This window comes from Paenibacillus sp. TY11 (assembly GCF_059772165.1).
Genome location: NZ_JCBAIQ010000033.1, coordinates 1 through 23,589, shown reverse-complemented (window position 1 = coordinate 23,589; position 23,589 = coordinate 1). Strand labels below are relative to the sequence as shown.

The window sequence follows — 23,589 nt, the reverse complement described above, 5'->3', positions numbered from 1 at the left end:
TTTATGAGAACCCTTATAAAATGATATCTGTGACAATATCACAGAAGCTTGGAATCTAGTTGAAAGAAAGCGTCCATTTATGACGTACTCCAGTATTATACAATGTGATAACAATGCAGTAAAGATTTTTTTTAGCGAATTTTGTCTTTACGCTTTTGTACCCCTTTGTTTCATACTCACCCAATTAGACGTAGCATGGGTTCAAAAAGTTGCGTCAGTTTCAAAAAAAATTTTATTTTTTTTGATTATGTATTCCGCCTTCCACAGTCATAATTATACTATTAAACCTGTTCCTCCGTCATCCTACAACTTTTACCTTCTCAGCCTTAAATGCACAAGGATTATTCCCGCACATCCAAGTCAGTCTTTAATGGAGTATATTCGTTAGGAATTATCCATAGAATATATAAAGTACATAAAGACTATATATCCCCTTGAAATCTAATACTCTAATACACTTTAAGTAGTAGGTAATGACGGAGTAACAGTGATTTACTGTAAATATAACCGGAACAAATTATTTCACTACATTAATCTTCGCACCATCCGTAAGCAAACTTACTCCCTTAACGACGACATTTTGCCCCTCAGCAAGCCCCTTAGTTACTTCAACCTGTTTGGCACTTTCCTGGCCTGTTTGCACTTCTACCCGCTTAGCAACAGTTCCTTCAACTACATAGGCATACTTCTTCCCTGCCTGCTCCGTAATGGCATCCTGCGATACCAAAATGTTTTTAGGAGCTTCTGACTTCATATATACAGTTACAACCATACCTGATTTTAATTCGCCAGAACCATTAGGAACTGAAATCTCGACAGGATATGCCTTGAGATCATTATCCATTACCGGATTGACAGCCGATACTTTGGCCTCAATTCGCTTATCTAACGAGTCCACACCTACAGTTACAGATGAACCTACCTGCAACTTAAAAAGCTCTGATTCAGAAACGTTGACTTTAGCAATAATAGGATTAGTATTCGCTATTGTAGCAACCGCGGATTGTGCACTAACCATTTGCCCCTGGGTTCCTGTTACTACCGATATCGTGCCGGAAATCGGAGCTTTGACTACAGCATCCACCAGTTGGCTACGCGCTGTGTCTAAACTGGATTTAGCCTGATTCACAGAAGCTCGTGCTACGTCTATGCCCGTTTTCTGTTGTGCAAGACGCAATGATTTTAGAGCATTATTATATGTTGTTTGTGCACTTTCCTTGGATGTTTGCGCATTATGAAGTGTGATCTGTGCATTCTCCACCGCAGTTACAGCCCTTCTATGCGCTATTTGAGACTGCTCTAACTCGGATTGAGATAGAGCACCCGCGCTAAACAACTGTTGGTTGCGATTAAGGGTATTTTGAGCATCCCGCACGGAACTCTGAGCATCGACCAGACTGGTCTGTGCTTGAGTGATGGTGTTGTCTTGCTGGACAAGCGCACTTTTGGCTTGATCCACGCTAGATTCTGCCTGCTGCACCGATTGCGCTGCGCCTGACTCTGCCTGCTTTAAATTGGCCAGGGCAACCTGGTACGACTCCTGGGATTGCTTAATCGTGTCCTGTATATCCTTTTGATCTATAGTAAACAATGTGTCGCCTTTGCTTACTTTTTGCCCCACTGTAAGATTAATACTTTGAATCTTACCACTAATTTTCGGAGACACCTGAGCCGTCTCTTTGGGAGCAAAGCTTCCAATAATACCTGTTGAATCGTTAATACTACCTTTGGCCACTTTGGCCACTTGGACCGGAATGGCTTGCTGCGCCGTAGTTGGTGCGGCAGGGGCCTCCCCCCCACCGCAACCCGCTAATGCAACTGATAAAAGCAAAGTTGTAGCAATCAGAGCACTTTTTTTATTCATTATGTTTCTCCACCTCACCTTATATATGAACACTTTTTTGTAGTTTCGCTTCTTTTTTTAATTCTCTCTTCGCTTGTCTTTTTAATTTCCGATTCTTACGTTTTTCTATCATATTATCCATGATGACGTAGACTACCGGAATAAGAATCAATGTAATAACAGCTGCGAAGGATAACCCGAACACAACAACAACTGCCATCGGTGCTTGTGTCTCGTTACCACTGCCTGTAGCAAATGCCATTGGGAGCAAAGCTAGTACAGTAGCCAGCGTGGTCATCAAAATCGGACGCAACCGCTCAGACGCTCCATGAATAATAGCTTCATCCCGATCTTGGCCGTCTTTTCGGAGCTGAATTATAAAGTCAATCATAACAATGGCATTGTTGACGACCAAACCAACGAGCATGATATAACCAGTCAAAGCTGATACGCTAAGACTCGCTCCTGTAACAACCAAGCCAATAAGCACACCTATTAATGTAGGCGGAACCGAAAACATAATAACAAAAGGCGTAAGCAAAGATTCAAACTGACCTGCCATAACCATATAAATGAGCACAACAGATAGCAGTATAGCTATTGCCAGATTTGTAAAGGACTCCAGCATTTGCTCATTTTGTCCGCCTCCTGTATCTGCACTATAACCTTCAGGGAAATGAGTGTTTTTCAAAAGAACATCTATTTTTTGATTAATAGTAAGAATGTCTCCTGTTCCATCTACGTCAGCAGTAATTTGCACTTGACGCGTTTGGTCTTCACGAGTAACAGTATCCGGTACAGTCCGTTTATCAATACTTACTACTGAAGACAAAGGCACATCAATACCTTGTGAAGTAGTGATCCGTAAGGCCTGAAGATTTGACAAATCATGGCGATTTTGCTCTGGTAAAGATATCTTCACATCAATCTGATCTTCGCCTGTACGATAGCTTGTGGCGACTGATCCATTAAAAGAAGTATTCACTGCAGATAAGATTTGAGTTGCTGATAAGCCATATCGACTCGCAAGCTCACGATTAACGGTAATCTCATATTCTTCGCGAACGGCACTCAAGCTACTTTTCACATTGACTGTACCTGGTATCTTTTTCACGTCCGCAACGAGATTGTCCGAGAGTTCTCTCAGGACGTCAATATCGTCACCTTTTAGATTAATGTTAACAGCCGCTCCACTCGAAAGGCCCGTTGCAGACGCCAGTGTAATCTCTGCATCCGGAATACTATCAAATTTCTTACGAAGGCCCTCAACTACACCATCTGTTGGCTGATGTCCATCCTTCAGCGTTACGCTTAGATCCGCCGAATTGGTTGGAGTTGCACCTGAAAAGGCCGAATTTCCACCAGAACCAACCGTTACTGTCATTTTATCCAGATCAGGAACTTTCAAAATTTCTTTTTCTATATCTTGAACAACCTTTTCCGTTTCTTCCAAGACCGTTCCATTAGGAAGTTTCACGTTAACTGTGAATTCACCAGTATCGGATTCCGGGATAAATTCAGCCTTAACCAAAGGAACCAGAGCCCCTGCTGCTACAAACATTAATAAAGTAATGATTAATACAGATTTTCTATGGTTAATTCCCCACTTCAGTATACGTCGATACCCACCCTTAAATTTCTCGAAACCGATATTAAACCATACAATAGGGTTAATACCTTTATAAGTACCTGAAGAGTATATGGATTCATCCGGTATGGTAGGTAACCAACGTGAGCCGAGCATTGGTACAATCAGAAGCGATACAAACAAGGCTGCAATATGGGAAAAAATAACAGTTAACGCTAGCGGTTTAAATAGAACTCCCGCAATTCCATCAACAAAAACAACTGGCAAAAATACTACGATCTGTGCAAGTGCAGACGCCATAACGGCATTACCCACCTGCTTGGAGCCATCAATAGCCCCTTGTAGCATGCTTTTCCCTTCATGTCGCTGCCTAAAAATATTCTCAATAATAACAACGGCAAAGTCGACAAAGGATCCTAACCCCAGCAGCAAACCGCTCAATGAAATAACATTAATGGTTTGTCCGGTGAAATACATCATCATAAACGTAGCTACGAAAGAAATTGGAATAACGATAGCAGCAATAATGGTAGAACGTATACTATTCAAAAATAAAAGCAATACAATGGCTGCGATAATAAGCCCCAATATAGCATGCTCTACTAGTGAGTGTACGGAGTCGCTAATCGGTTTGGAAGCATCTGTTACCATCTCTAATTGAGTTCCCTGAGGCAATTCCTTCCGTATCGAATCTAAACTATCCTTCACAGAATTGGCGATTGAAAGGGTATTCCCCCCTGTAGCTTTAGTAACAGAAATATTGACACTTGGCTTTCCATTAAAGGTAGAAATGGTTGTAATATCATCCAAGGAATCTTCAACAGTCGCAATGTCCTTTAGCTTAACGCTCCCCTTCCCTACTGGAATTGGCGTTTCACCCATTTCTGAAACAGCTTTATATTCACCCTGAACCCGAAGTTGGATTTCTGTATTGCCTCGGTACACTGAACCAGCAGAACCAGCTACGTTATTAGACGATAGCGCTTGGCTGATTTGATCCAGCGTAATACCATAGCTTTGAAGCTTGGCTTGATCTACAGTAATCTTCACAAGCCGTTCTTGCCCGCCTGACATGCTGACTGAAGCTACTCCCGCAATTCTTTCAAGCCGCGGCTGAATAATATCCTCAGCAATAGGCTTCAGCTTGTTAACATCCTGGTCCCCTGTAAAAGAGAGTGTAATAACCGGCGTTGCGTTAAGATCCAATTTAAGTACGCGCGGTGAATTTGCCGCCTTTGGAAGAGACCCTCGAACTCCATCAATTTTATCTCGCATGTCGAGGGTTGCTTGATTTATATCTACTCCCCAATTAAATTGAATTATGACCATAGATGATCCTTCTGAAGACTCAGACTGGATCGTATCCACATTCTCAATAGAAGCCAGACTCTTTTCAATAGGTTTGGTCACCAATTCCTCAACTTCTGTCGGTGTCGAGTTCGGAATACTGGTCGCTACCACAGCGATAGGCAACTTCATATCCGGCATCTGCTCGACAGGAAGCCTTAACGCAAAAATACCGCCCCCGATTAGCAAAGCAATAATTAACATAAATACGGTTACAGGACGGCGTATTGAAAACTGAGACATCTCATCACTCCCCACTCACTTCTCTATGTAATATTTAAGCACACACATCCTCTATTACGATGAAATAGGCGTAAAGTTTCAGATAAATGTGCAAAAAAAACATATAAAAAAATAATAAACACATTTTGAGATAAACACTCAAAAAAAAGAAGTTAATTACATACGTTTAATGTAAATCCAAAATAAAAAACGTCATAATGCCTTACCCAAAGTTTTCTTTCCACTGATATTATGGCATAGGCCCTTAATCCCAGTCAAATAGCTGATTTATAAAAAACATCCCTCTCATGTATATGAAAGGGAATTACCATTTCGCATGGAGGGATGTTTAATAATTTCAGGTATTTAAATGATTAGATTTTAGGAAGCAGCTTTTTATCAGCCATAACTTTAGCTACAATAATGGCTGCATCTCCACGCAAGGTCAAGGATGTAGGATTAAACATATATCCTTTTTTCAGATCGCTTGCATCAATAGGTGAACCCGTAATAAAGCCTTTCTTGGCAATAGCCAACACAGATGCTTGCGCATAGTAATCAATTTTGTCCGCATCTTTAAAGGTTTTAGACAGATTCTTCATGATCTTGTCATGATCTGTTTCCAGCTTCAAATTCAATGCCTTGGCGATAATAACTGCTGCATCTTGACGTGTGATTACATCTTCCGGCATAAAGATTCTTGGTTGCGAACCCTTGACAATACCGGCACGCGCAGCTGTTTCAATATAACGATAATCATAGAGCGCATCTGCTGATATCGTATTTGGAATAGACACGTCGTCAAAATGCTTCGCTCCACTGAAATTAAGCGGAATTTGCAGACCTTTTACGATCATCGACGTGAATTCGCCTCTTTTAATGTAGTTGTCAGGTCCAAAACTATTAATTGGATCCATTGGGTTCATGACACCTTTAGCCAGAATGGACTCAATGTAATCCCTAGCGTACTTGTGCTTGATGACATCACTATACGTTTCTCCAACCTTAGCGACTACATAGTAGCCGAAACGATCAAACGGTACTTTAATGGTATGTTTCTTCGGATCCACCACACCACCAATGTTCTGCCAGTCTTTAAGATCAGAATCAAAATAGAACACCGTCATTTGTTTCCCTGCATCCTGAGCAATACTGTTGTCATACGTCAAGGTTAATGTAGCACGCTTGGATGGTACTAATTCGTTAGACGGGTCACGCCAGTAGAAGTTTTTGATCTTACTACTGTCATTTTGCGACTTGTTAGCCAATTGATAAGGATCGGCACCATGAGTTACCGGATCGTAAGCATCTGTTTTGATATCATCTGCTGTACCCGGGTCAATCCAGAATACCGGACTGGACATGTTAAAACGACTTGGGAAGTCTCTGTTGAAGTATCTACTTCCATCTGCAATCAAGCTCTGCATATCGGACAGTGCTTTTTCAGTTTCAAATTCGTGACGGTCCACCACACCATCTTCGCTATTTGCTATCGCAAAGTACAATGTATGACCAGAGAAAACCTGGTTTTTGAATTGCTGCGGTTGATCGTAGTCACGGCGAATCAGACTCGTTCCCTTCGCAAAGGCAAGTGTAAGATTGCCATCAAACACTTTATGCGATGTTTTCATTGCTTCCATGTACTGTTCGCCTGGAATATTAGTAGGCACGTATTTTACAGTAATAGTTTGTTTCAATTTTTCCTTGCCTACTGTAACCACTACGTCAATTTTATTATCTTTGTTTGCTTTTAGACCTGTAACGATGGCTTTATAAGTTGAAGGATAATCAATTTTGCCATCATAATCAGAGTCAAATCCCTCTTGTACTGCCTTTTCCTTACCTACCATAACGCTATCTGCATTACCTGCATTCACAACAACTTCCACAAAATTTTGATTCACGATCCTCTTTTCAGGAAGCGGACGCAAAATATCAAAAGATGTGGATTGGCCAGATACTTGCAATCGGAATGTTGCAAATGGTCCGCTCTTGCCACTGTTGTACAAAGTAATGTTATAGGCTACTGGTGTTCCATCTTGCGAAATAGTTTGGTTTTTCAACACAAAGCTGAAATACTTTTTGTCCGGATGATAGTAAACAAGCAGGTCCTTTAAATCTTTACTTGTAAATTTATCTGTAGTAGAACCGGAGTTGTATGCTGTCTTAGCATCTTCTGCTGAGTAAAACTCATTACTTAGAGTCCAGTTAACTTCACTGCCGTCCGAGCCCTTAATTTCCAAAATATATTGATCTTTATTCGCAATATCACTCAAAGAGCCATTTACCTGATCCGCTTTACCCAAATCAGCAATACTGAAAGTACCAAATACATTGATATTTTTCAGGGATGTATTGTAATTAGTATCATCTACTTTAGTGAAGTTAGCATCTTTTGCTTTCGGTGCAATTTCGCTATATTTAGGTGCACTGCTCAAGCCACTAACTGGTGTGAAAGGAATAATCCCTTGTGTATTTGGAACCGGAATTACTGGAATATTCGTCTGTGTAAAGTTTACTTTTACCGTATTGCTATACTCAATACCTGGCTTGTACACAAACTTGATTTCATTATTCCCATTTGCCAGCGCATTGGCTGCGGCTGTTTCCGAGGAAGCAGCAAGCTTAAAGTCCGCTCCTGAGCCATCCAGATCAACTAGTACATTATTAATATACAAGAATACATTTCGGTTACTTCCAGTGTAATGAATATCTGCTGCGTTGCTCACATCAAGCAATTTACCTTTAAAGTAGCCCAATTGAGTCAGTTTATAGGTATTCAAGTTAGAACTGGATGTGTTCAACGGAATTTGTTGCCCATCATAAATCGTATCGTATTTCATGAACGGACCCTGCAACAGATTCACCGTTGCTTTAATTAACTTGGTCGAGTCACCATTCAGGTAAAAATTCAGTGCGTTTTGTCCTTCTTTAGGCAAAGTGTCTACATAAGCAACGATTTTCTTCACTTGTGTTGACTTACCATTGATTGTCCGAATCACATCTTGAGGTGACCCTACAGTATGAACCGATACACCAGAAAGTTCACTGATTGAAGAAGGTGCGCCGTTAACAACGATGAACTCCATACCTACAGGAACAGATGGAGCATCTGTAGTCTTGTTCTTCATAGAGCTTCCAGTTAATTTCATAGCTTCATCTATGGCAGCTGCCTGATCAGACCCGCTTCCATTAATTCTGCTTAACAATTGGTTGTTAAAATCAGGAAGATAGTTTACATCATCAATATACGGCTGAGTACTGCTGCGCAATGTAAATTGGACAGCCGATGGAGCTGGAGGTGTACTGCTATCCGTATAAGTTATACCCAGGGATGCTCTGGTCAAATGATCAATTACAGCCTCTGAAGGTACAGTCACCTGAAATGGATATACCTTATAGCCATTTGATGTAACCACATTAGCAGTATCAATCGTGGCATCAATCCCACTCGCACTACCGACTGCACTGCCATTGTTACTTACATCTGTAAAGCGTGCATTGATTGTAGCTACCCCCGGATCGGTTGCACCGCCTGGAACCAAAACCTTACCATTCAAAACAACTCCACTCGTAGACGATACGGTAAAGTCAGGCGAAGTGGTCAGATCGGCAGAAACATTCCCATCCTTGTTCAAGGTCAAATCAGAGAATTCCGGTTTACCCGTATAAATCGTAATTTCACGTGTAACTGTAAGAGCCTGAGTTCCGTTATTCACTTTAATAGTCACTATATTTTTACCCGGACTCAGTACAACACTACCTGTTAGTTTATAGCCGGTATAAGAGGTGACATTATACGAGTTACTGCTTTTTGCAGACGTGAGCGTTACACTGTCAGCATTAGGTGCCGTACCTTGAATGACTACTTTCACGTCATCCGAACCGCTATTTTTAGCGTCTGTTAACACAGCTGTTTGGTTCTCTACCAATTGCTCAGTTTCACCATTCAGCGTAGCAGACAGATCATAAACCTTGGGTCCATCCTGGTACTCTACGTAAATAGAATCCTTCATATCAGCCGAGTTTTGGCTGCTTTGGAATGTGATTCGGTTCAAACCTGGAAACAGCTTAATGTCTGTAACTTGAAGTGTAGAGCCATTGACGGTAATTCCGCCTTTTTGACTCTCATTTTTATTCACCACGTTAAGGGTCGTTCCATTTTTAGAAAGCTGGAATACACTATATGATATCGTGCTTCCGTTCACTCCGTTAATCGTACCGTTAACTGTAATACGGTCGGTGTTTACCGATCTGGCCGAATCCGCATCATATTTTTCATTTGGAAAAATGAAATAAGTTCCTGTCGCAGCATGAGCCGTACCTACCAGGGCCGCCGGCACCAAGCCAATGATGAGACCAACCGTCAGCAACATGGATAGCAATCGTTTCAAATCATTGTCCTCCTTTAATTCTGTCGCACCTTGGGGTACGTAATCATTCAATACTTTTTTTATCGGTAGTAAACATACAAAAAATTAGTAAATTCTCAAAAAAGGAGGGAGTTTTTTTACAGCAATCAACAAAAAAGCCCTCAAACCCGCGGTATACCGCTAAGTTTGAAGGCTTACTTTTAAAATAAAATTATAATTTCGACCGCGTCTGGGAATCTGGCTTAGCCAACAACCGAATCAGTGTGTTAATAACTGGGCGTTTGGTTTTGCCAACGAGGCCAATAACCTCTGCACCAATCTGTAGGAAGAACATCATAATACATATCACGACAAAGGTGACCCAGTTCGCTTCATTAAGCGCAGCAGACGATTGAATCACGGCTAATATACCGAAAAATGCAGCAATACCGTAGATAATCAACACCGTCTGTCTGTGACTGAAACCTAGTTCGCGTAAGCAGTGATGCAAATGACCTTTATCCGGTGAGAAAATCGGTTTTTTCTGCAACTTGCGACGAATGATAGCAAAGAATGTATCTGACAAAGGTACACCGATAATAATCAATGGCGTAATAAAAGATACGATAGCAATTTGCTTGAAACCAAGCATGGATAGCATGGCCAGACAGAAACCTAAGAATAATGACCCTGTATCACCCATGAATATTTTCGCAGGATGAAAATTGAAAAATAAAAATCCGATAATGCTGCCCAGCAGCACAAGGCAAAGCATGGCTACCATGTAATTGCCCATCAGTACCGACATTACAAAGATAGTTCCAATCGCAATTCCTGAGACACCCGCAGCCAGTCCATCCAGACCGTCAATCAAATTGATGGCATTCGTTACACCTACGATCCAGAAAATCGTAAGCGGAATGGAAATCCAGCTTTCCAAAGACGAGTATGCATCCTGAAAAGGTACATTTACAAAATCCACACGAATATCAAAAGCAAACACGACCATACACGCAACGGCAATTTGAGCCAAAAATTTCAGTTTTGCATTGAGATCGAAACGATCATCGAGAGCACCAATCAGTGTAATCAGTGTACCACCAATCAGAAAGGCTGCGATAAAGTTAATATCCCGCGAGGACAGCATTCCGTCAGGCACAAAAGGTAACATCGCCAATAAGGATAACAGAAATGCCAAGAAAATCCCCAGTCCGCCAAGACGCGGCATAATTCGGGTATGTACTTTTCGGGCATTCGGCACATCGACGGCTCCAACCTTCACAGCGAATTTCTTGACGAGCGGTGTCAGTAACAGCGCAAGTCCCAGTGCCATGATGAAACCAATAATATAGATCAATAACATTTGATCATTCGACCCCCAATTTTAAAGCAATCCCTTTTCAGATGTAACCGCATTGAATTATACTCTGATCAAAAATAAATACCAAGCCTCATATTCTGGCAAATTAGCGGGTTTTGAAGGCAGATTCAAGCTATTTATCACACTTTTGTGACGTTTTCTTTTTCACGCATCACTTTCACGGCGAATTTCGGCAGCGCAAGCATTCTTTTGTAACGGCTTGGCTCTTTGATTAGCCTATAAAGCCACTCGGCTCTAAGCTTTTGGAACAATTTAGGTGCTCTTTTCATTTTACCAGAAATGATATCAAAGCTACCGCCAACCCCCATCATCACCGGCACGCTCAATTGTCCCTTATATTTACCAATCCAGGGTTCCTGTGTGTCTGCTCCACGTGCTACAAACAACAAATCAGGATTCGCTTCACGAATGGCTGCAATCACCGCTTCGTCCTCTTTAGGTCCAAAAAAACCATCACGCTTGCCACAAACCGTAATTCCAGGATAAAGCTCATGTACCCGCTGTGCGGTCGCTTGAATCACCTCAGATGTTGATCCGAGTAAATAAACTTTCCAATGATAGTTTTCTCCAGCTGCAAGCAATTCATGTAACAAGTCAAAGCCCGCTACTCGCTCAGGTACAGGATGCCCTACATAATTTGCGGCCCAGACCACGCCAGTCCCATCCGGAACAATCAACTCTGCCTGTTTCATCACGTTCATATACACTGGATCTTCCAATGCAGCCATTACCATTATCGGATTGGCAGTGATCACTTGATGGGGCCGCCGAGACTCCACCGCTTGAATTAATACATTTAATGTATCTTTCATATTAAGCCTTGATACCTGAACACCGAAAATCGGGACGGTAGGCACATTCGTAACCTTATCAACTGTCACTGTATCCATCATCCTTTGCGACACAAGTAATTAACGATATGCTGTGCCGGTAAGCGAGCCTCGCTTTTTAACAAAGCAATTGCCGCTCCCTGGCTCTCGATCCATTGACTTCGCTGATCCAGCAGCTGCATAGACTCAGTAGCCAGCTTTTGTCCATCCAAAGCTTCTGTAGTGCCTACAGGCTGGCTACCGACACGACTGAGGAAATGATCAATTTTGGGATCGTAAGATATCCCCAACGGGGGCACCTGATGGGATGCTGCATAGATCAAGCTGTGTAGCCGCATCCCGATCATCAAACTGCAACGGCTGACTTCCAAAAGCATCTGTTGAGGATCGGTGACTTGATCGCACATGCTGACAAGGCTTCCCGTTTCCCTAATATCCCCCAACAAATCCATAACCATCCTTGAAGCCTGCTCGTCATCAGGCAAATGGAAAGGTAAAAAGCGCAAGTGTACGCGGCGCTCAGCAGCTAATCTTTTTAAGCCGTCCGCGATAGCCGTTAAATCGCGATGTTCTTTATCCCAGTAACGTACAGACACGCCCACGATCGGAAGTTTATCCTTATCGCTCTTAGTTGCTGCTTTATGCAGCTCGGAACCGGAGGGCAATGGAAGCCCCATTACCGGATCAGGAACAACTTCGACAACCGGGCGCTTCAGTTTCATGGTACCCAGTAGTGCGGCAGATTGTTCATCTCTTACAGAGACATATTCACAGCGCTGAAACACAGACCGGATCATAGGATAAAATATCTTCCGTTGTACCGGGCCAATGCCCTGAGCATATACAAACGTCGGCTTTCCAGCCCATTGAGCCAGTTTCAGAATCGCCAGATAATACGGAATGCTTTTAGGGCTTGTTGCATCCTGGAGCAGACTTCCGCCGCCACTAATTAGTCCATCGCTGTTTTTAATCGCTCTCTGAACTTCCCCCAGACTCATACGCGGTACAGCTTCTACTCCGTACATTTTCTGTGTCCAAGCGGGGTCTGAAGACAGAACAACAGGCTTGACCGTAATCCCCGCCTGACGGCTCTCCTCCTCTAAAGCTGTCAAAATCGACTTGAGCACCGCCTCATCTCCACTATTGTGGAAGCCGTAATAGCCCGAGATTATTATCGTTTGAGCTGTGGTGACCATTTCTTCCAACACCCTTCCAGCACTTGCCACACGACAATTGCGATGATTCCCAGCACCAGACCCAGTCCCAATCCTAACAGCCCACGACTAAGCGAGAGTGCCGCTGGAGAATGAATGTGAGCAAAGGTATCCACCATAGAGGCTTGACCAATAGCAGCTATAATGAGCAAATAGATTGCTTTGCGGTATTTCAAAGCCAGGAATGCCCCTGCAATAAACAGTGGGTGAGCCATCAAGAATTCCTTATTGCGCGGACGTACACCAAACGCATTCTCAAGGAAATTTCGGAAAACCAGCTCCGTGTTCGACACCGTACCCGCATTTCCGGTACGAGTCAAATAGTAATAACCTGCAGCTCCGATAACAGCCAGTGCGATAATCCACAATACAGTAATCGGCGTACGTAGCAGCTTGGAAATTTCCTCGCGTATAGAAACGCCACGATAAAAGAAAATATATATCGCTGCCAAGAAGATCGGCAGAATGTGAAGCAAACTTACACCTCTAAATTGGTTCAGCACAAGGCTGTAGGCAATACTGTTCAACAGCGCAATAACGAAGGGCACCGCAGCCAACGACAAGATCGCTGTCCGTACGTACAGTATAAGCGTTTGAATTAAACGCTGACCTACAGAAAGTTCAGACTCTTGTTCACGTTTAATTCTAATCGTACGCACAGCAATGACCATTGCAACCGTAGGTCCGCTAATCGCTGCCAGCAGAGCCAAGCCTTGCTCCATCAAGCTGGAGTTCAGAACATAAAGACCTGCTGAACCTACCAAACCGAGTGCAAATGCCAGCAAGGTCAATGCCGGGACGAAATAGGACACCATGATGGAGAAGAATGCCAGCGCACCCAGTACGACGATCATCTTCAGATAGCGCTGAATTGACGAATCGACGACTTGGAACGGTTCAGCTTGTCCGAGTTCAAACCCCTTTTTCTCCATCCGTTGTACAGCGTTACCCGGCTCGTCCAAGCTATGGATCAGGTTGTCGACCGAATCCTTTACCTTGGCCTCGGCAATACTGCGGCTAGGTGCGGTATTCAGATACAACATGCGAATATTACGATCCTTGGTGGCCAGTGCAAAACGATCGGCCAACGTCTCCACATCGAGCGTTGAATCTTTATCGCTCAGTGAGTACAAACGCACAACGTTATAGTGTATATCGTAAGCGAGCTTATTGAAGCCTGCTTGCGGTTTTTTTAAGTTTTCGATAGCAGCTAGGCCAATATCGTATTTGTTCAGCAATTTAGCAAATGCCGCGAGGCTATGCTCTTTCTCGTTATCCGTGAAGCCTTTGACTGAATCACCTTCAAACAAAATGCGTTTCACACCATTCTGCTGGAAGGAAGCCAGCATTTCTTCCGTCAAATCCTGGTTGTAAGGAAGACTGTCACTCATCCGTGGAACAATAAAAAATCCTTTGCTCCGAAGCTGCTTCATGGCAATCGGGTCAGGCTGCATGGGCTTGAGATACGCATCCTCTGGAGATGTTTCCACAACTAACCCTTCCTGCCCCTGATAACTCCAAGGCTTTACGTTGATGCCCAAGCTTGTAAACGTACGTAAAATTAATGGCTTTAGTGCCTCGGCATTTTCTTTATCAGCAAAAACAACGTACGTAAAATTCTCATTTGCAGGTGAAAGACGTTTTTCCATATCAGCAACGTTCTGAGTCGTATAGGTTACGACGCGGCCCGCTTTACGGAAATCATCCAGCGTACTTTCATACATTGCCATGCTGTTCACACCCGCCTGCTTTAGGCGGTCAAGCTGCTCATTCAGATAATCCTGCGGGTGAGCCTGATATGAAGCTGCCTCCGTCAAATCCCGATAATCGAATACAATCTCTACTTTTTTACTCGAGGATTCTGTCTTCACACGATCGGCGATGACTGGAATGGAAGCCAGCAAGCCGACAGTCACCAGAATCCATAACCATTTTCGAGAAGCCGTATTCCAATACTGCCATTTCTGATACACCAAAGAACCTCCTTAATATTCAGGATTTTGCAAAATTCAATGCTGCCCACCTTGCCATACTCAGCCTTTTGGTAGGTCACTCATTGAATTTTGCAAAATCCTCCGTTCCCGGAATAAGCCTATTTTCCCAAAGCCTCTTCCAGATTATTCTGCAATACAGAAATGACCTCCACGGCGTACTGCCCTTTGCCGTGAGAGGTCACCGATTACTTATTTCATATCCAATTACCTTAACCTATTCTATTATAAAGGGATTTTTCTCAAGCGTCTACGCGAGCCATAACAGCATCGACCAGGTGGCTGATTCTTTGCTCCGCATCTGACAGCGAGGAACCGCGTACCGCAAAGTATACTTTGATTTTTGGCTCTGTGCCCGAAGGACGCAGGCAGAACCACGAACCATCCTCCAGTAAAAATTTGAGTACATTTTCATGTGGGAGTCCGTCCAGGCCTTGCGAGTAGTCCAGTACCTTGCCTACCTTCACGCCTGCAATCTCTTGGGGCGCGTTGCTGCGCCAATCCGTCATTTTGCCCTGAATTTGCGCCACTCCATCCTTACCCTTGAGTGTACGAGACTCCAGCCTCTCAAGGAAGTAGCCAAACTGCTCGTACAGCTCCTGTAAAACATCATACAGCGTCTTACCTTGGGTACTGTAATAAGCAGCAGCTTCAGCGATCAGCATAGCCGCCAAGACAGCATCCTTATCGCGAGCGTAATTGCCTGCCAAGTAGCCGTAGCTCTCTTCATAACCGAACAGGTAGGTATAATCTCCAGTTTGGTCAAACTGGTTCATTTTCTCGCCAATATACTTGAAGCCAGTTAGCGTGTTAAACACGGTTGCTCCAAAATGTTCGGCAATGACTGCGCCCATTTCGCTGGTTACGATGGTTTTGATAACCGCCCCGTTATTCGGAAGCTTGCCTGTTTCTTTCAGCTGATTCAACAAGTAGTAAACCATGATCGCGCCAGACTGATTACCGGACAATACCACATATTCACCATCACGGTTTTTCACAACCGCACCCATACGGTCAGCATCAGGGTCTGTTCCGATCAACAGATCCGCACCAATTTTCTCACCCAGCGCAATTGCCAGCTTAAATGCATCACGTTCTTCCGGGTTTGGCGACTTGACGGTGGAAAATTCAGCATCCGGCAGCTCTTGCTCAGGAACAATATGTACCTGCTCAAAACCGATTTTCTCCAGCACACGACGAACCGGTACATTTCCAGTGCCATGGAGAGGTGTAAACACAACCTTGAAGTTTTTACCTGGTCCAGTTGCAATCAGTTCCCGGTTCACACTCACACTGGCTACCGTATCTACAAACGCTTCATCTTCCTCTTCTCCAAGCCAAACCAATAGTCCCTGAGCCTCTGCTTTTTCACGTGTCAGACGGTGAATGTCAGCAAAAGAAGGAACCTCACGGATATAACCAATCACCTGTTCAGCCTGATCAGGAACAAGCTGACCACCTTCATTGTTATATACCTTGTATCCATTATATTCAGGAGGATTGTGACTCGCTGTTACAACAATCCCTCCACTGGCTCCCAAATGACGTACGCTAAACGAAAGCTGTGGCGTCGGACGCAAGGATGGGAACAACTTAGCTACGATACCATTGCCCGCCAGCACCAAAGCTGCATCCAGAGCAAACTCTGGCGAAAAATGACGCGAATCATGTGCAATGACAACCGAAGGCTTGCCTTCTTTACCAGCATGCTGCTCTAAAATATAGCGAGCCAGCCCTTGAGTGGCACGTCCAATGACGTAACGGTTCATCCGGTTACTACCTGCTCCGATCACTCCACGCAGACCGCCTGTACCGAATTCCAGCTCTTTGTAAAAGCGATCCTCCAGCTCCTGCTCGTTGCCTTCCAATGCGCGCAACTCCTGTTTGGTTTCTTCATCAATATAAGGGTCTTGCAGCCAGCTCTCAATGCCTTCTAATGCTTTTTTACTCAACTGCGTCATACGGAATTTCCCCTCTCCATTTTTGGGTTGTCAAAACAGGATTTCTATGTACACATGCACTCGGTTCAGACGTCGTGCTTATGTCGGCAGAGCTTATTTATTGGGGAGGGTCTGATAAAGCAAACATGATTTCGCCCTCAGCTACTACCGTATCGCCTACTTTAGCCGTAGCTTTCCCTTTGCCAAATGAGCCTTTGGAACGGGTAATTTCCACTTCAAGTGTCAGCGTATCCCCAGGAACCACCTGTCCACGGAAACGGAAACCATCCAGCCCTGCCAAGAAGCCGATTTTGCCGCGATTTTTCTCTAGGTGCAGTAATGCGACAGCCCCAACTTGCGCCAGTGCTTCAGTGATCAGCACACCAGGCATAACGGGATATCCCGGAAAATGTCCAATGAAATGAGGCTCAGTCATCGTTACATTTTTAATGCCTACTGCTCTTTTCCCTTCCTCCAGTTCAATAATACGGTCCACCAACAAAAATGGCGGTCGATGCGGAATAATCTCCTGAATTTGATTAACATCCAATTGTAATTTGTCCATTTATCTTAATAACTCCTTCCGCTTGCAGGTTCGACTCTGTATCAGTCATGAGTTGCTGCAAGCATAATATTACCCCGCCTGCGCTGCATAAAAACAGCTCATGACGGCAACAATGTTAGATATCCTTCACTTACTGCAGAAGTGAAGGTTGAGATAAGGGGCTTTTTCCGCCGGTTACGCAACCTGAGGCGCGAAGAAGCCCTTTTGCCCGTGCTTGGTTTTACCCCGCAGTGTTATAAACTTCCCCATCATTATACAGTTATCAGATGCAAAAAGAAAATTACGCGGAAGTACCATATTGGTTGCTCCTATTATGGGGGTGAATCGAAGTTTCAATTTGAGTCAAGGAGGACGGGCTACGGGAATGGATCATTCTTCCGATCGCTGTTAACCTCGGATTTTTTTCAATGTATAAGAATTCAAGGGTAAAATCCGAGGTTAAAGGCGAACGCTATCGCTTCTTCAGAACGATTCCATCCCCTCCGCCGAGTTACTTTTGGCTCAAAAAGAAAGCTCGCTTCAATAATGCTCGCTTGTCGTGAAGGGCGAAACAAACCGAAGGCCTCTGCGATTGCCTTCATTGGCTGCAAGCTGTCCGCGCTACGTTTGAAGGCTCCTGTCGTTAAAGGCACAACAAAACCCTGTGCCGCTGGCACAGGGTTTTGTTATTTTATATACTACCCACACAAATTGCGGGGTTGATTTACCTTAACAAGAGTGGGCCCTGATGGCGGGTAGCCAGCGGAGCGGTCTTTTCCCGCCACCTCACTCTTTTAAAGTAAACTTAAGGCGCAAATATAAGATCAATGACATGCTGCCAGGTTTTCCATTCAAATACGCCTGCCAGCCCTTGCTTACCTACAATTACATATCCTGCAATTAAGCCGCCTAACAGCGAGAACAGGAGCAGCAACGGAACTACGAAATAACGAGCAGTACGCCAGCGGGACTTAGTCATTTCAGGCACCGGACGGGAATCGGATTGTTCTTCTTTCATCACCAAATCCTTAAGCCCTCAGATTGTTGGCCAGGTTCATCATCGTATCGCTAGAAGTTAATGCCCGTGCCGCCATTTGATACATCCGCTGAACTTGCATCATATCCGTCATTTCGCCCGCTAAATCCACATTAGACTCCTCCAGATAACCGGAACGCACAGATACGTCTGCTGGAACAGCACCTGCCACACCTGCAGCTCCGAATACATTTGCCTCTGTTACTCCATTCGCTAATACGAACAGGTTATCATCCCGCTGTTGCAGCCCTTCTGGACGCTGTACATCCATTAGCTTGATTCGCTGACCAACTGTCGGATCGCCAGTTCCATTAGCACGAATCAGCAATTCGCCATCCGAGTTAATAGCTACCTTGGAACCCGCTGGCGCGGTTACAGGAACATCATTGTTATCCAGCACGGAATAACCTTCGGCAGTGGTCAACATCATCGTCGCGCTATCATTCGGATCAGGAATAAAATGAAAGCTACCGTCACGGGTCCAAGCTTTTTGCCCATTTCCCTGAACTTCAAACAAGGCATTACCCTGGATCGCCAGATCAGTAGGAAGTCCCGTCTCCTTGAGCGGACCTTGCTCCATATTTTTCATAATTGTGGCCGTTTTAACTCCGTAGCCCAAATTATAGCCGAGCGGCATCGCCCGTCCATTTTGGAGATACGTTGAAGGCTGTTGCTGCACATTGGCCAATACATCTTCAAAGGAACCCTGTTTACTCTTATAACCAACCGTATTGACATTGGCGATATTATCGGCAATCAAATCCAAACGCTGCTGCACACTGGCCATAGATACCATTGCGCCAATCATGGAGTTGTTCATCACTTACCCCCTGTTATACACGGCCTACTTCATTAACGGCCTTGTCCAAGCTTTTATCATAAAATTGAATAACCTTCTGATTCGCTTCATACGCTCTTAACGCAGCCATCATATCCACCATCGACTGTGAAGCATCTACATTAGATACTTCCAGATAACCCTGACGAACAGACACAACATCGTTAGCGGTCATCATTCTGGCTGTAGCACCGTCTGTATCATTCAGGCGGAAATTCCCATTGCCCTCACGAACGAGCTGGTACGGACGATCAATGACACTAATCCCGAGCGTAGTCCCCAACGTCTGGTTGGACTTGCTATCTACCAATTCGCCCCGTTCATTTACTTTAAGCGCTGAGACAGCCCCCGTCAATCGAATCGGTTTTCCATTCGTATCCAGCACTGCCGAGCCAGTCGACGAAAGCAATGCTCCCACTCCATTTACTTGAAAATGTCCATCACGTGTATAGCGCACATTGCCATTATTGTCCCGCACCGTAAAAAACGCTTCTGGACGATAGGTGACTTCACCGTTAGCATTGATGAATTTCCCCGCCTGATCAAAAGCCATAGGTTGGCCAGTCGCCGGGTCGTTCACATTGATATTGGACTGTATTGCAAAATCAGTTGCTTGTCCACTGTCCTTCAATGCCCCCTGAATGTAAGGGGAGAGGCTTTCCTCAGCAAAAACGCCAGTATTGAGCTTGCCGACCGTACGGTCCGGGTTATCAGGGTTACCACCCGTCATGGAAATAAGCATTTCGGGGAAAGAGCGCTGAACGCTGTTCTCCTGCTTGTATCCCGTCGTATTCATATTAGCAATATTTTGCGTCACGGTGTCATGGCGTCGTTGTTGTGTCATCAATCCGGCGGCCGCAGTATATAAACCTCTCAACATGTATCGTGCACCCCAATCCTATACTCTGCTAATCAATCATATGCTCGCGCGGAGGCACGAAAACCAAAATGCTAGGCAACCTGCCTGACCGCAAACGAGTCTCTTATAGACACTATCGGCAGATTAGAACTTTTTCTTAACCACATGATCCAAATTATCCAGCATAATTCCTGTACCTTTAACAACACAATGCATCGGATCTTCGGCAACCAGTACCGGAACACGCAGTTCTTCAGCAAGCAGCTCGTCCAATCCGCTAAGCAAGGCACCGCCGCCAGTCAGAATGACACCACGGTCAATAATGTCAGCTGACAGTTCCGGTGGGGTCTGCTCCAATACAAACTTGGCCGCAGCAACAATCGCTGACACGGGATCTCTAAGCGCATCCTGCACTTCATCCGCAGAAATACTTAACGTCTTGGGCAATCCGGTTACCATATCCCGTCCACGGATGTCCATCTCTGCACGCCGTCCGCTCGGATGCACGGTTCCGATAGCAATCTTGATATCCTCAGCCGTACGTTCCCCGATCAGAAGCTTGTACTTCGTTTTTACATATTTCATGATGGCTGTATCAAATTTGTCCCCTGCCATTTTAATTGAAGAAGCCGTTACGACATCACCCATAGAGAGGACTGCAACGTCTGTGGTCCCGCCACCAATATCTACTACCATGTTGCCGCTAGGCTCAAATATATCCATTCCTGCCCCGATGGCAGCCGCTTTTGGCTCTTCTTCCAAAAATACTTCCTTGGCCCCGCTACGCTCCGCCGCTTCACGAATCGCTTTTTGCTCCACTGAGGTAATGTTCGTCGGCGCACAAATCAGAATACGAGGGTGGCTGTACCAGCTTTTTCCCCCTACCCGATTGATAAAATACTTTAACATCGCTTCCGTCACTTCAAAATCGGCGATGACACCATCACGCAATGGGCGGATGGCTATGATATTACCAGGAGTACGTCCCACCATACGGCGCGCTTCCTCTCCAACAGCCAGAACTCTTTTTGTATCGCTTTCTATCGCAACAACGGAAGGTTCGTCAAGAACAACCCCCTTCCCTTTGACGTGAATAAGCACGTTGGCCGTACCGAGATCGATACCGATATCATTACTGAACATATTAAAAAGGCCCCCAAAGTGATATTTTAAAAAGCTAAGATTCGACAAGAAGCGGCAAATATATGTATAAACCTACGATTACATGTCATTTTTCGTCTTGTACCATCTTTTAACATATCATACTTCAGGGGGTTGATTCAATGGCTTTGCCAGCCAATTCACTATATATTTTTAAGACTTACCGGAAACGAGAATTCCCCTTCGTTTGCCATTCGTTTTTTTGTACTTAATTTTTGTCGCTTCCCCTCCCCGCAGATGGCGGATGGATTTATGGTATTCGAGAATGTGCTTCACCTGATCGGCAAGATCCGGGTTGATTTCAGGCAGCCGTTCGGTCAGATCTTTATGCACCGTGCTCTTGGAGACACCAAATTCCTTGGCAATCGTACGGACCGTATTCCTTGTTTCCACGATACAGCGACCGATTTTGATGGTCCGTTCCTTGATGTAATCGTGCACGCTCCCGCCTCCCTACTGTGGATAGTTTGGTACATTATATGAGGAGCGTGCCTATATATTCGCGGTTTGGCGGGAAGACATGCTTCGGAAGGCCTATTTATTTGGCAAAAGCAACTTATGTTTACCTTATGCACAAAAACTACACAAGAAAAAAAGCAGGGAATATGGATTCCCTACTTTGCATGCAAGGCCATGACCGAATTTATTTTTTAGGAAGCAGACCTGCTGGATTCACCGGCTTGTCATCCTGATACACTTCAAAATGCAGATGTGTTTTCAAATCCTTTTCAAGCTCGTTGCGACCTGCTGAAGCAATCACATCATTTTGTTTCACTTGATCGCCTTCTTTTACTTTCAGATCGCTCAAGCTTTGGTACACAGTTTTGAGATTATTATCATGCGTGATTTCTACGACATTACCTACCAGCGGATGTTCTTCCACACGGGATACTTTGCCACTCAGGGCGGCTCTCACTTCAAACGCCTGATCGTCGGTCCGAGAAAGATCAATCCCGGTGTTAGCGGTAAATGTCTTATCGTACTCTACCATAGCTGCCGCCTGCTCATCAGCTGTCGCGTTTTCGTCAAAGAACGGCTTTACGACCTGCACTGCGCCAGCATCTGCTACCGGCCATGCGATATTTTCCGACTGGGCAACAACTTCCACACTTTCTGGCTGTTGTCCGTTAACATCGGTATTCACTGCGCTTGTGCTTTGTACCGATGGACTAGCTGGGTCAGGTTTGAAAGACTTCTGGCTGGCATCCTGATAGACCCACACTAAGGTTAGTATAATGGCTGCTGCGGCAATGTAGGCTGCCGGGTATGCCCACCTTTTGGACAACAGCTTTTTCCACGAAGACGGCTGCGAAGCTCTTCCACCCTGAAAGGTTTTGGGTGTTTCTTCATGATTTTGGTTCTGGTTTTTATTTTGTTCACTCATTTGCTCATCACCTCAGTAACCAGTGTTACCGGGTGCAACTCTTTTATACTTCAAAGTTTCGAAAAATTTACTAACTTAGAATACGAGAGGCTTGCGCAAAAGAAATGCCAGTATAATAGTGAAGGAGAATTTGAGTGGCAGTATGGCCTTCCTTGGCCATTCCATTGGCTCCCCACTGACTCATACCGACGCCATGACCATAGCCATAGGTTGTTATAGCAATCCGGTCCCCTTCGGCCTTCCACGTAAATTCAGCCGAACGCAGCCCCAGTTTGTTACGGATTTCCGGTCCTGTAAAGACTGAGCCTCCCACCTCAATCTTCTTGATGCGATGCCCTTCTGTCTTGGAGAGTATACGAATCTCTGGCATCATACTCCCTCCTCCAGTAGAAGCAGCAATCGCAGTACGACCCAATCCCAATCTATCGAACACACTCTGACGGCTCAGTGTGACCGTTTCTGTATAACGGGGGGCCAGCTGCTTGTCCCATGGACTTGATACGCTTCGTAAATAGGGTACTGCCTTTGCCCATACATCCTCTGAATTTTCGGTATAACCGTTGCTAGTAGAAAAAAAGGAAGCCGTAATGGGTTTGCCCTCATATACCATGATCGTATCTTTGGTGTCGCGTACGGCCTTCTGAATTTTAGCTAGTTCTGCTGATTTACCAGAATGCCCCCACTCTCTAGTAAGTTTAGCTTTGGAGATGTAAGCCTGATGTTTAACGGTATCCGTCACATCTGCTCCCGCCGGAGCGCCGCTAGTGTCGTCTGCCAGCAAACGCCGGGCAATGAAGGTACGCGCGGCAATGGCCTGTGCTTTCAGCGCCTCATCCTCGAAACTGGGCGGCATTTCGGCGGCTACTACGCCGACAATGTATTGCTCCAGCGGTAGCGTCTCCGTGCGACCGGTGGACGTGACGTACACACGCACGTCCGGCTCTGCCGCTGCAGGGACGCTGCGCGCTGGAGCAGCGGGCACAGCCGGTATGGGCGGGACGCCTGGCAGACGCGTGACGGGCGTCTCGCCCTTTGCAGTCGCGCCAGGCACCGCCGGTG

16 protein-coding genes are annotated in these 23,589 nt (G+C 45.0%); all 16 read right to left on the bottom strand.

Annotation, left to right across the window (positions count from 1 at the left end):
- Positions 1 to 517: 517 nt before the first annotated feature.
- Positions 518 to 1,864: an efflux RND transporter periplasmic adaptor subunit gene (locus AC6EJC_RS24870; protein WP_444956234.1), complete on the bottom strand. Its 1,347-nt coding sequence runs from the start codon at positions 1,862 to 1,864 to the stop codon at positions 518 to 520.
- 19 nt (positions 1,865 to 1,883) lie between these two features.
- Positions 1,884 to 5,021 (bottom strand): efflux RND transporter permease subunit, encoded by a 3,138-nt coding sequence (locus AC6EJC_RS24865; protein WP_444956233.1) that lies wholly within the window; start codon positions 5,019 to 5,021, stop codon positions 1,884 to 1,886.
- Positions 5,022 to 5,374: 353 nt separating this feature from the next.
- The gene (locus tag AC6EJC_RS24860) at positions 5,375 to 9,394 is read right to left on the bottom strand and encodes an S-layer homology domain-containing protein (RefSeq protein ID WP_444956232.1); all 4,020 of its coding nucleotides are present in this window, start codon (positions 9,392 to 9,394) and stop codon (positions 5,375 to 5,377) included.
- Between the two features lie 190 nt (positions 9,395 to 9,584).
- A complete protein-coding gene (locus AC6EJC_RS24855; protein WP_444956231.1) occupies positions 9,585 to 10,715 on the bottom strand; it encodes a glycosyltransferase family 4 protein in 1,131 nt (376 codons plus the stop codon).
- Positions 10,716 to 10,852: 137 nt separating this feature from the next.
- Complete coding sequence (locus AC6EJC_RS24850) at positions 10,853 to 11,614, bottom strand: WecB/TagA/CpsF family glycosyltransferase (RefSeq protein WP_444956230.1); 762 nt, start codon at positions 11,612 to 11,614, stop codon at positions 10,853 to 10,855.
- A gap of 8 nt (positions 11,615 to 11,622) precedes the next feature.
- Positions 11,623 to 12,759: a polysaccharide pyruvyl transferase CsaB gene (gene csaB / locus AC6EJC_RS24845; protein WP_444956229.1), complete on the bottom strand. Its 1,137-nt coding sequence runs from the start codon at positions 12,757 to 12,759 to the stop codon at positions 11,623 to 11,625.
- Positions 12,735 to 14,750 carry a DUF5693 family protein gene (locus AC6EJC_RS24840; protein WP_444956228.1) on the bottom strand — a complete coding sequence of 672 codons (2,016 nt, stop codon included), beginning with the start codon at positions 14,748 to 14,750 and terminating at the stop codon, positions 12,735 to 12,737. Before AC6EJC_RS24840 ends, csaB begins: the two co-directional genes overlap by 25 nt.
- 260 nt (positions 14,751 to 15,010) lie before the next feature.
- Positions 15,011 to 16,729, bottom strand: a complete 1,719-nt coding sequence (locus AC6EJC_RS24835; protein ID WP_444956227.1) for a phospho-sugar mutase — start codon at positions 16,727 to 16,729, stop codon at positions 15,011 to 15,013.
- Positions 16,730 to 16,826: 97 nt separating this feature from the next.
- Entirely contained in the window at positions 16,827 to 17,273 is a 447-nt protein-coding gene (gene fabZ, locus AC6EJC_RS24830; RefSeq protein ID WP_444956226.1) for a 3-hydroxyacyl-ACP dehydratase FabZ, read from the bottom strand.
- A gap of 784 nt (positions 17,274 to 18,057) precedes the next feature.
- Positions 18,058 to 18,270 (bottom strand): DNA-directed RNA polymerase subunit beta, encoded by a 213-nt coding sequence (locus tag AC6EJC_RS24825; RefSeq protein ID WP_444956224.1) that lies wholly within the window; start codon positions 18,268 to 18,270, stop codon positions 18,058 to 18,060.
- Positions 18,271 to 18,280: 10 nt separating this feature from the next.
- On the bottom strand, positions 18,281 to 19,108 hold the full coding sequence (locus tag AC6EJC_RS24820) for a flagellar hook-basal body protein (protein ID WP_444956223.1): 828 nt from the start codon (positions 19,106 to 19,108) through the stop codon (positions 18,281 to 18,283).
- 13 nt (positions 19,109 to 19,121) lie between these two features.
- Positions 19,122 to 20,006 carry a flagellar hook-basal body protein gene (locus AC6EJC_RS24815; RefSeq protein ID WP_444956222.1) on the bottom strand — a complete coding sequence of 295 codons (885 nt, stop codon included), beginning with the start codon at positions 20,004 to 20,006 and terminating at the stop codon, positions 19,122 to 19,124.
- A gap of 123 nt (positions 20,007 to 20,129) precedes the next feature.
- Positions 20,130 to 21,128: a rod shape-determining protein gene (locus AC6EJC_RS24810; protein WP_444956221.1), complete on the bottom strand. Its 999-nt coding sequence runs from the start codon at positions 21,126 to 21,128 to the stop codon at positions 20,130 to 20,132.
- 171 nt (positions 21,129 to 21,299) lie between these two features.
- A complete protein-coding gene (gene spoIIID, locus AC6EJC_RS24805; RefSeq protein ID WP_444956220.1) occupies positions 21,300 to 21,587 on the bottom strand; it encodes a sporulation transcriptional regulator SpoIIID in 288 nt (95 codons plus the stop codon).
- A gap of 202 nt (positions 21,588 to 21,789) precedes the next feature.
- Positions 21,790 to 22,530, bottom strand: a complete 741-nt coding sequence (gene spoIIQ / locus AC6EJC_RS24800) for a stage II sporulation protein SpoIIQ (RefSeq protein ID WP_444956219.1) — start codon at positions 22,528 to 22,530, stop codon at positions 21,790 to 21,792.
- Positions 22,531 to 22,600: 70 nt separating this feature from the next.
- Positions 22,601 to 23,589 (bottom strand): stage II sporulation protein D (gene spoIID, locus AC6EJC_RS24795; RefSeq protein WP_498475315.1); only part of this gene is annotated, 989 nt, incomplete at its 5' end.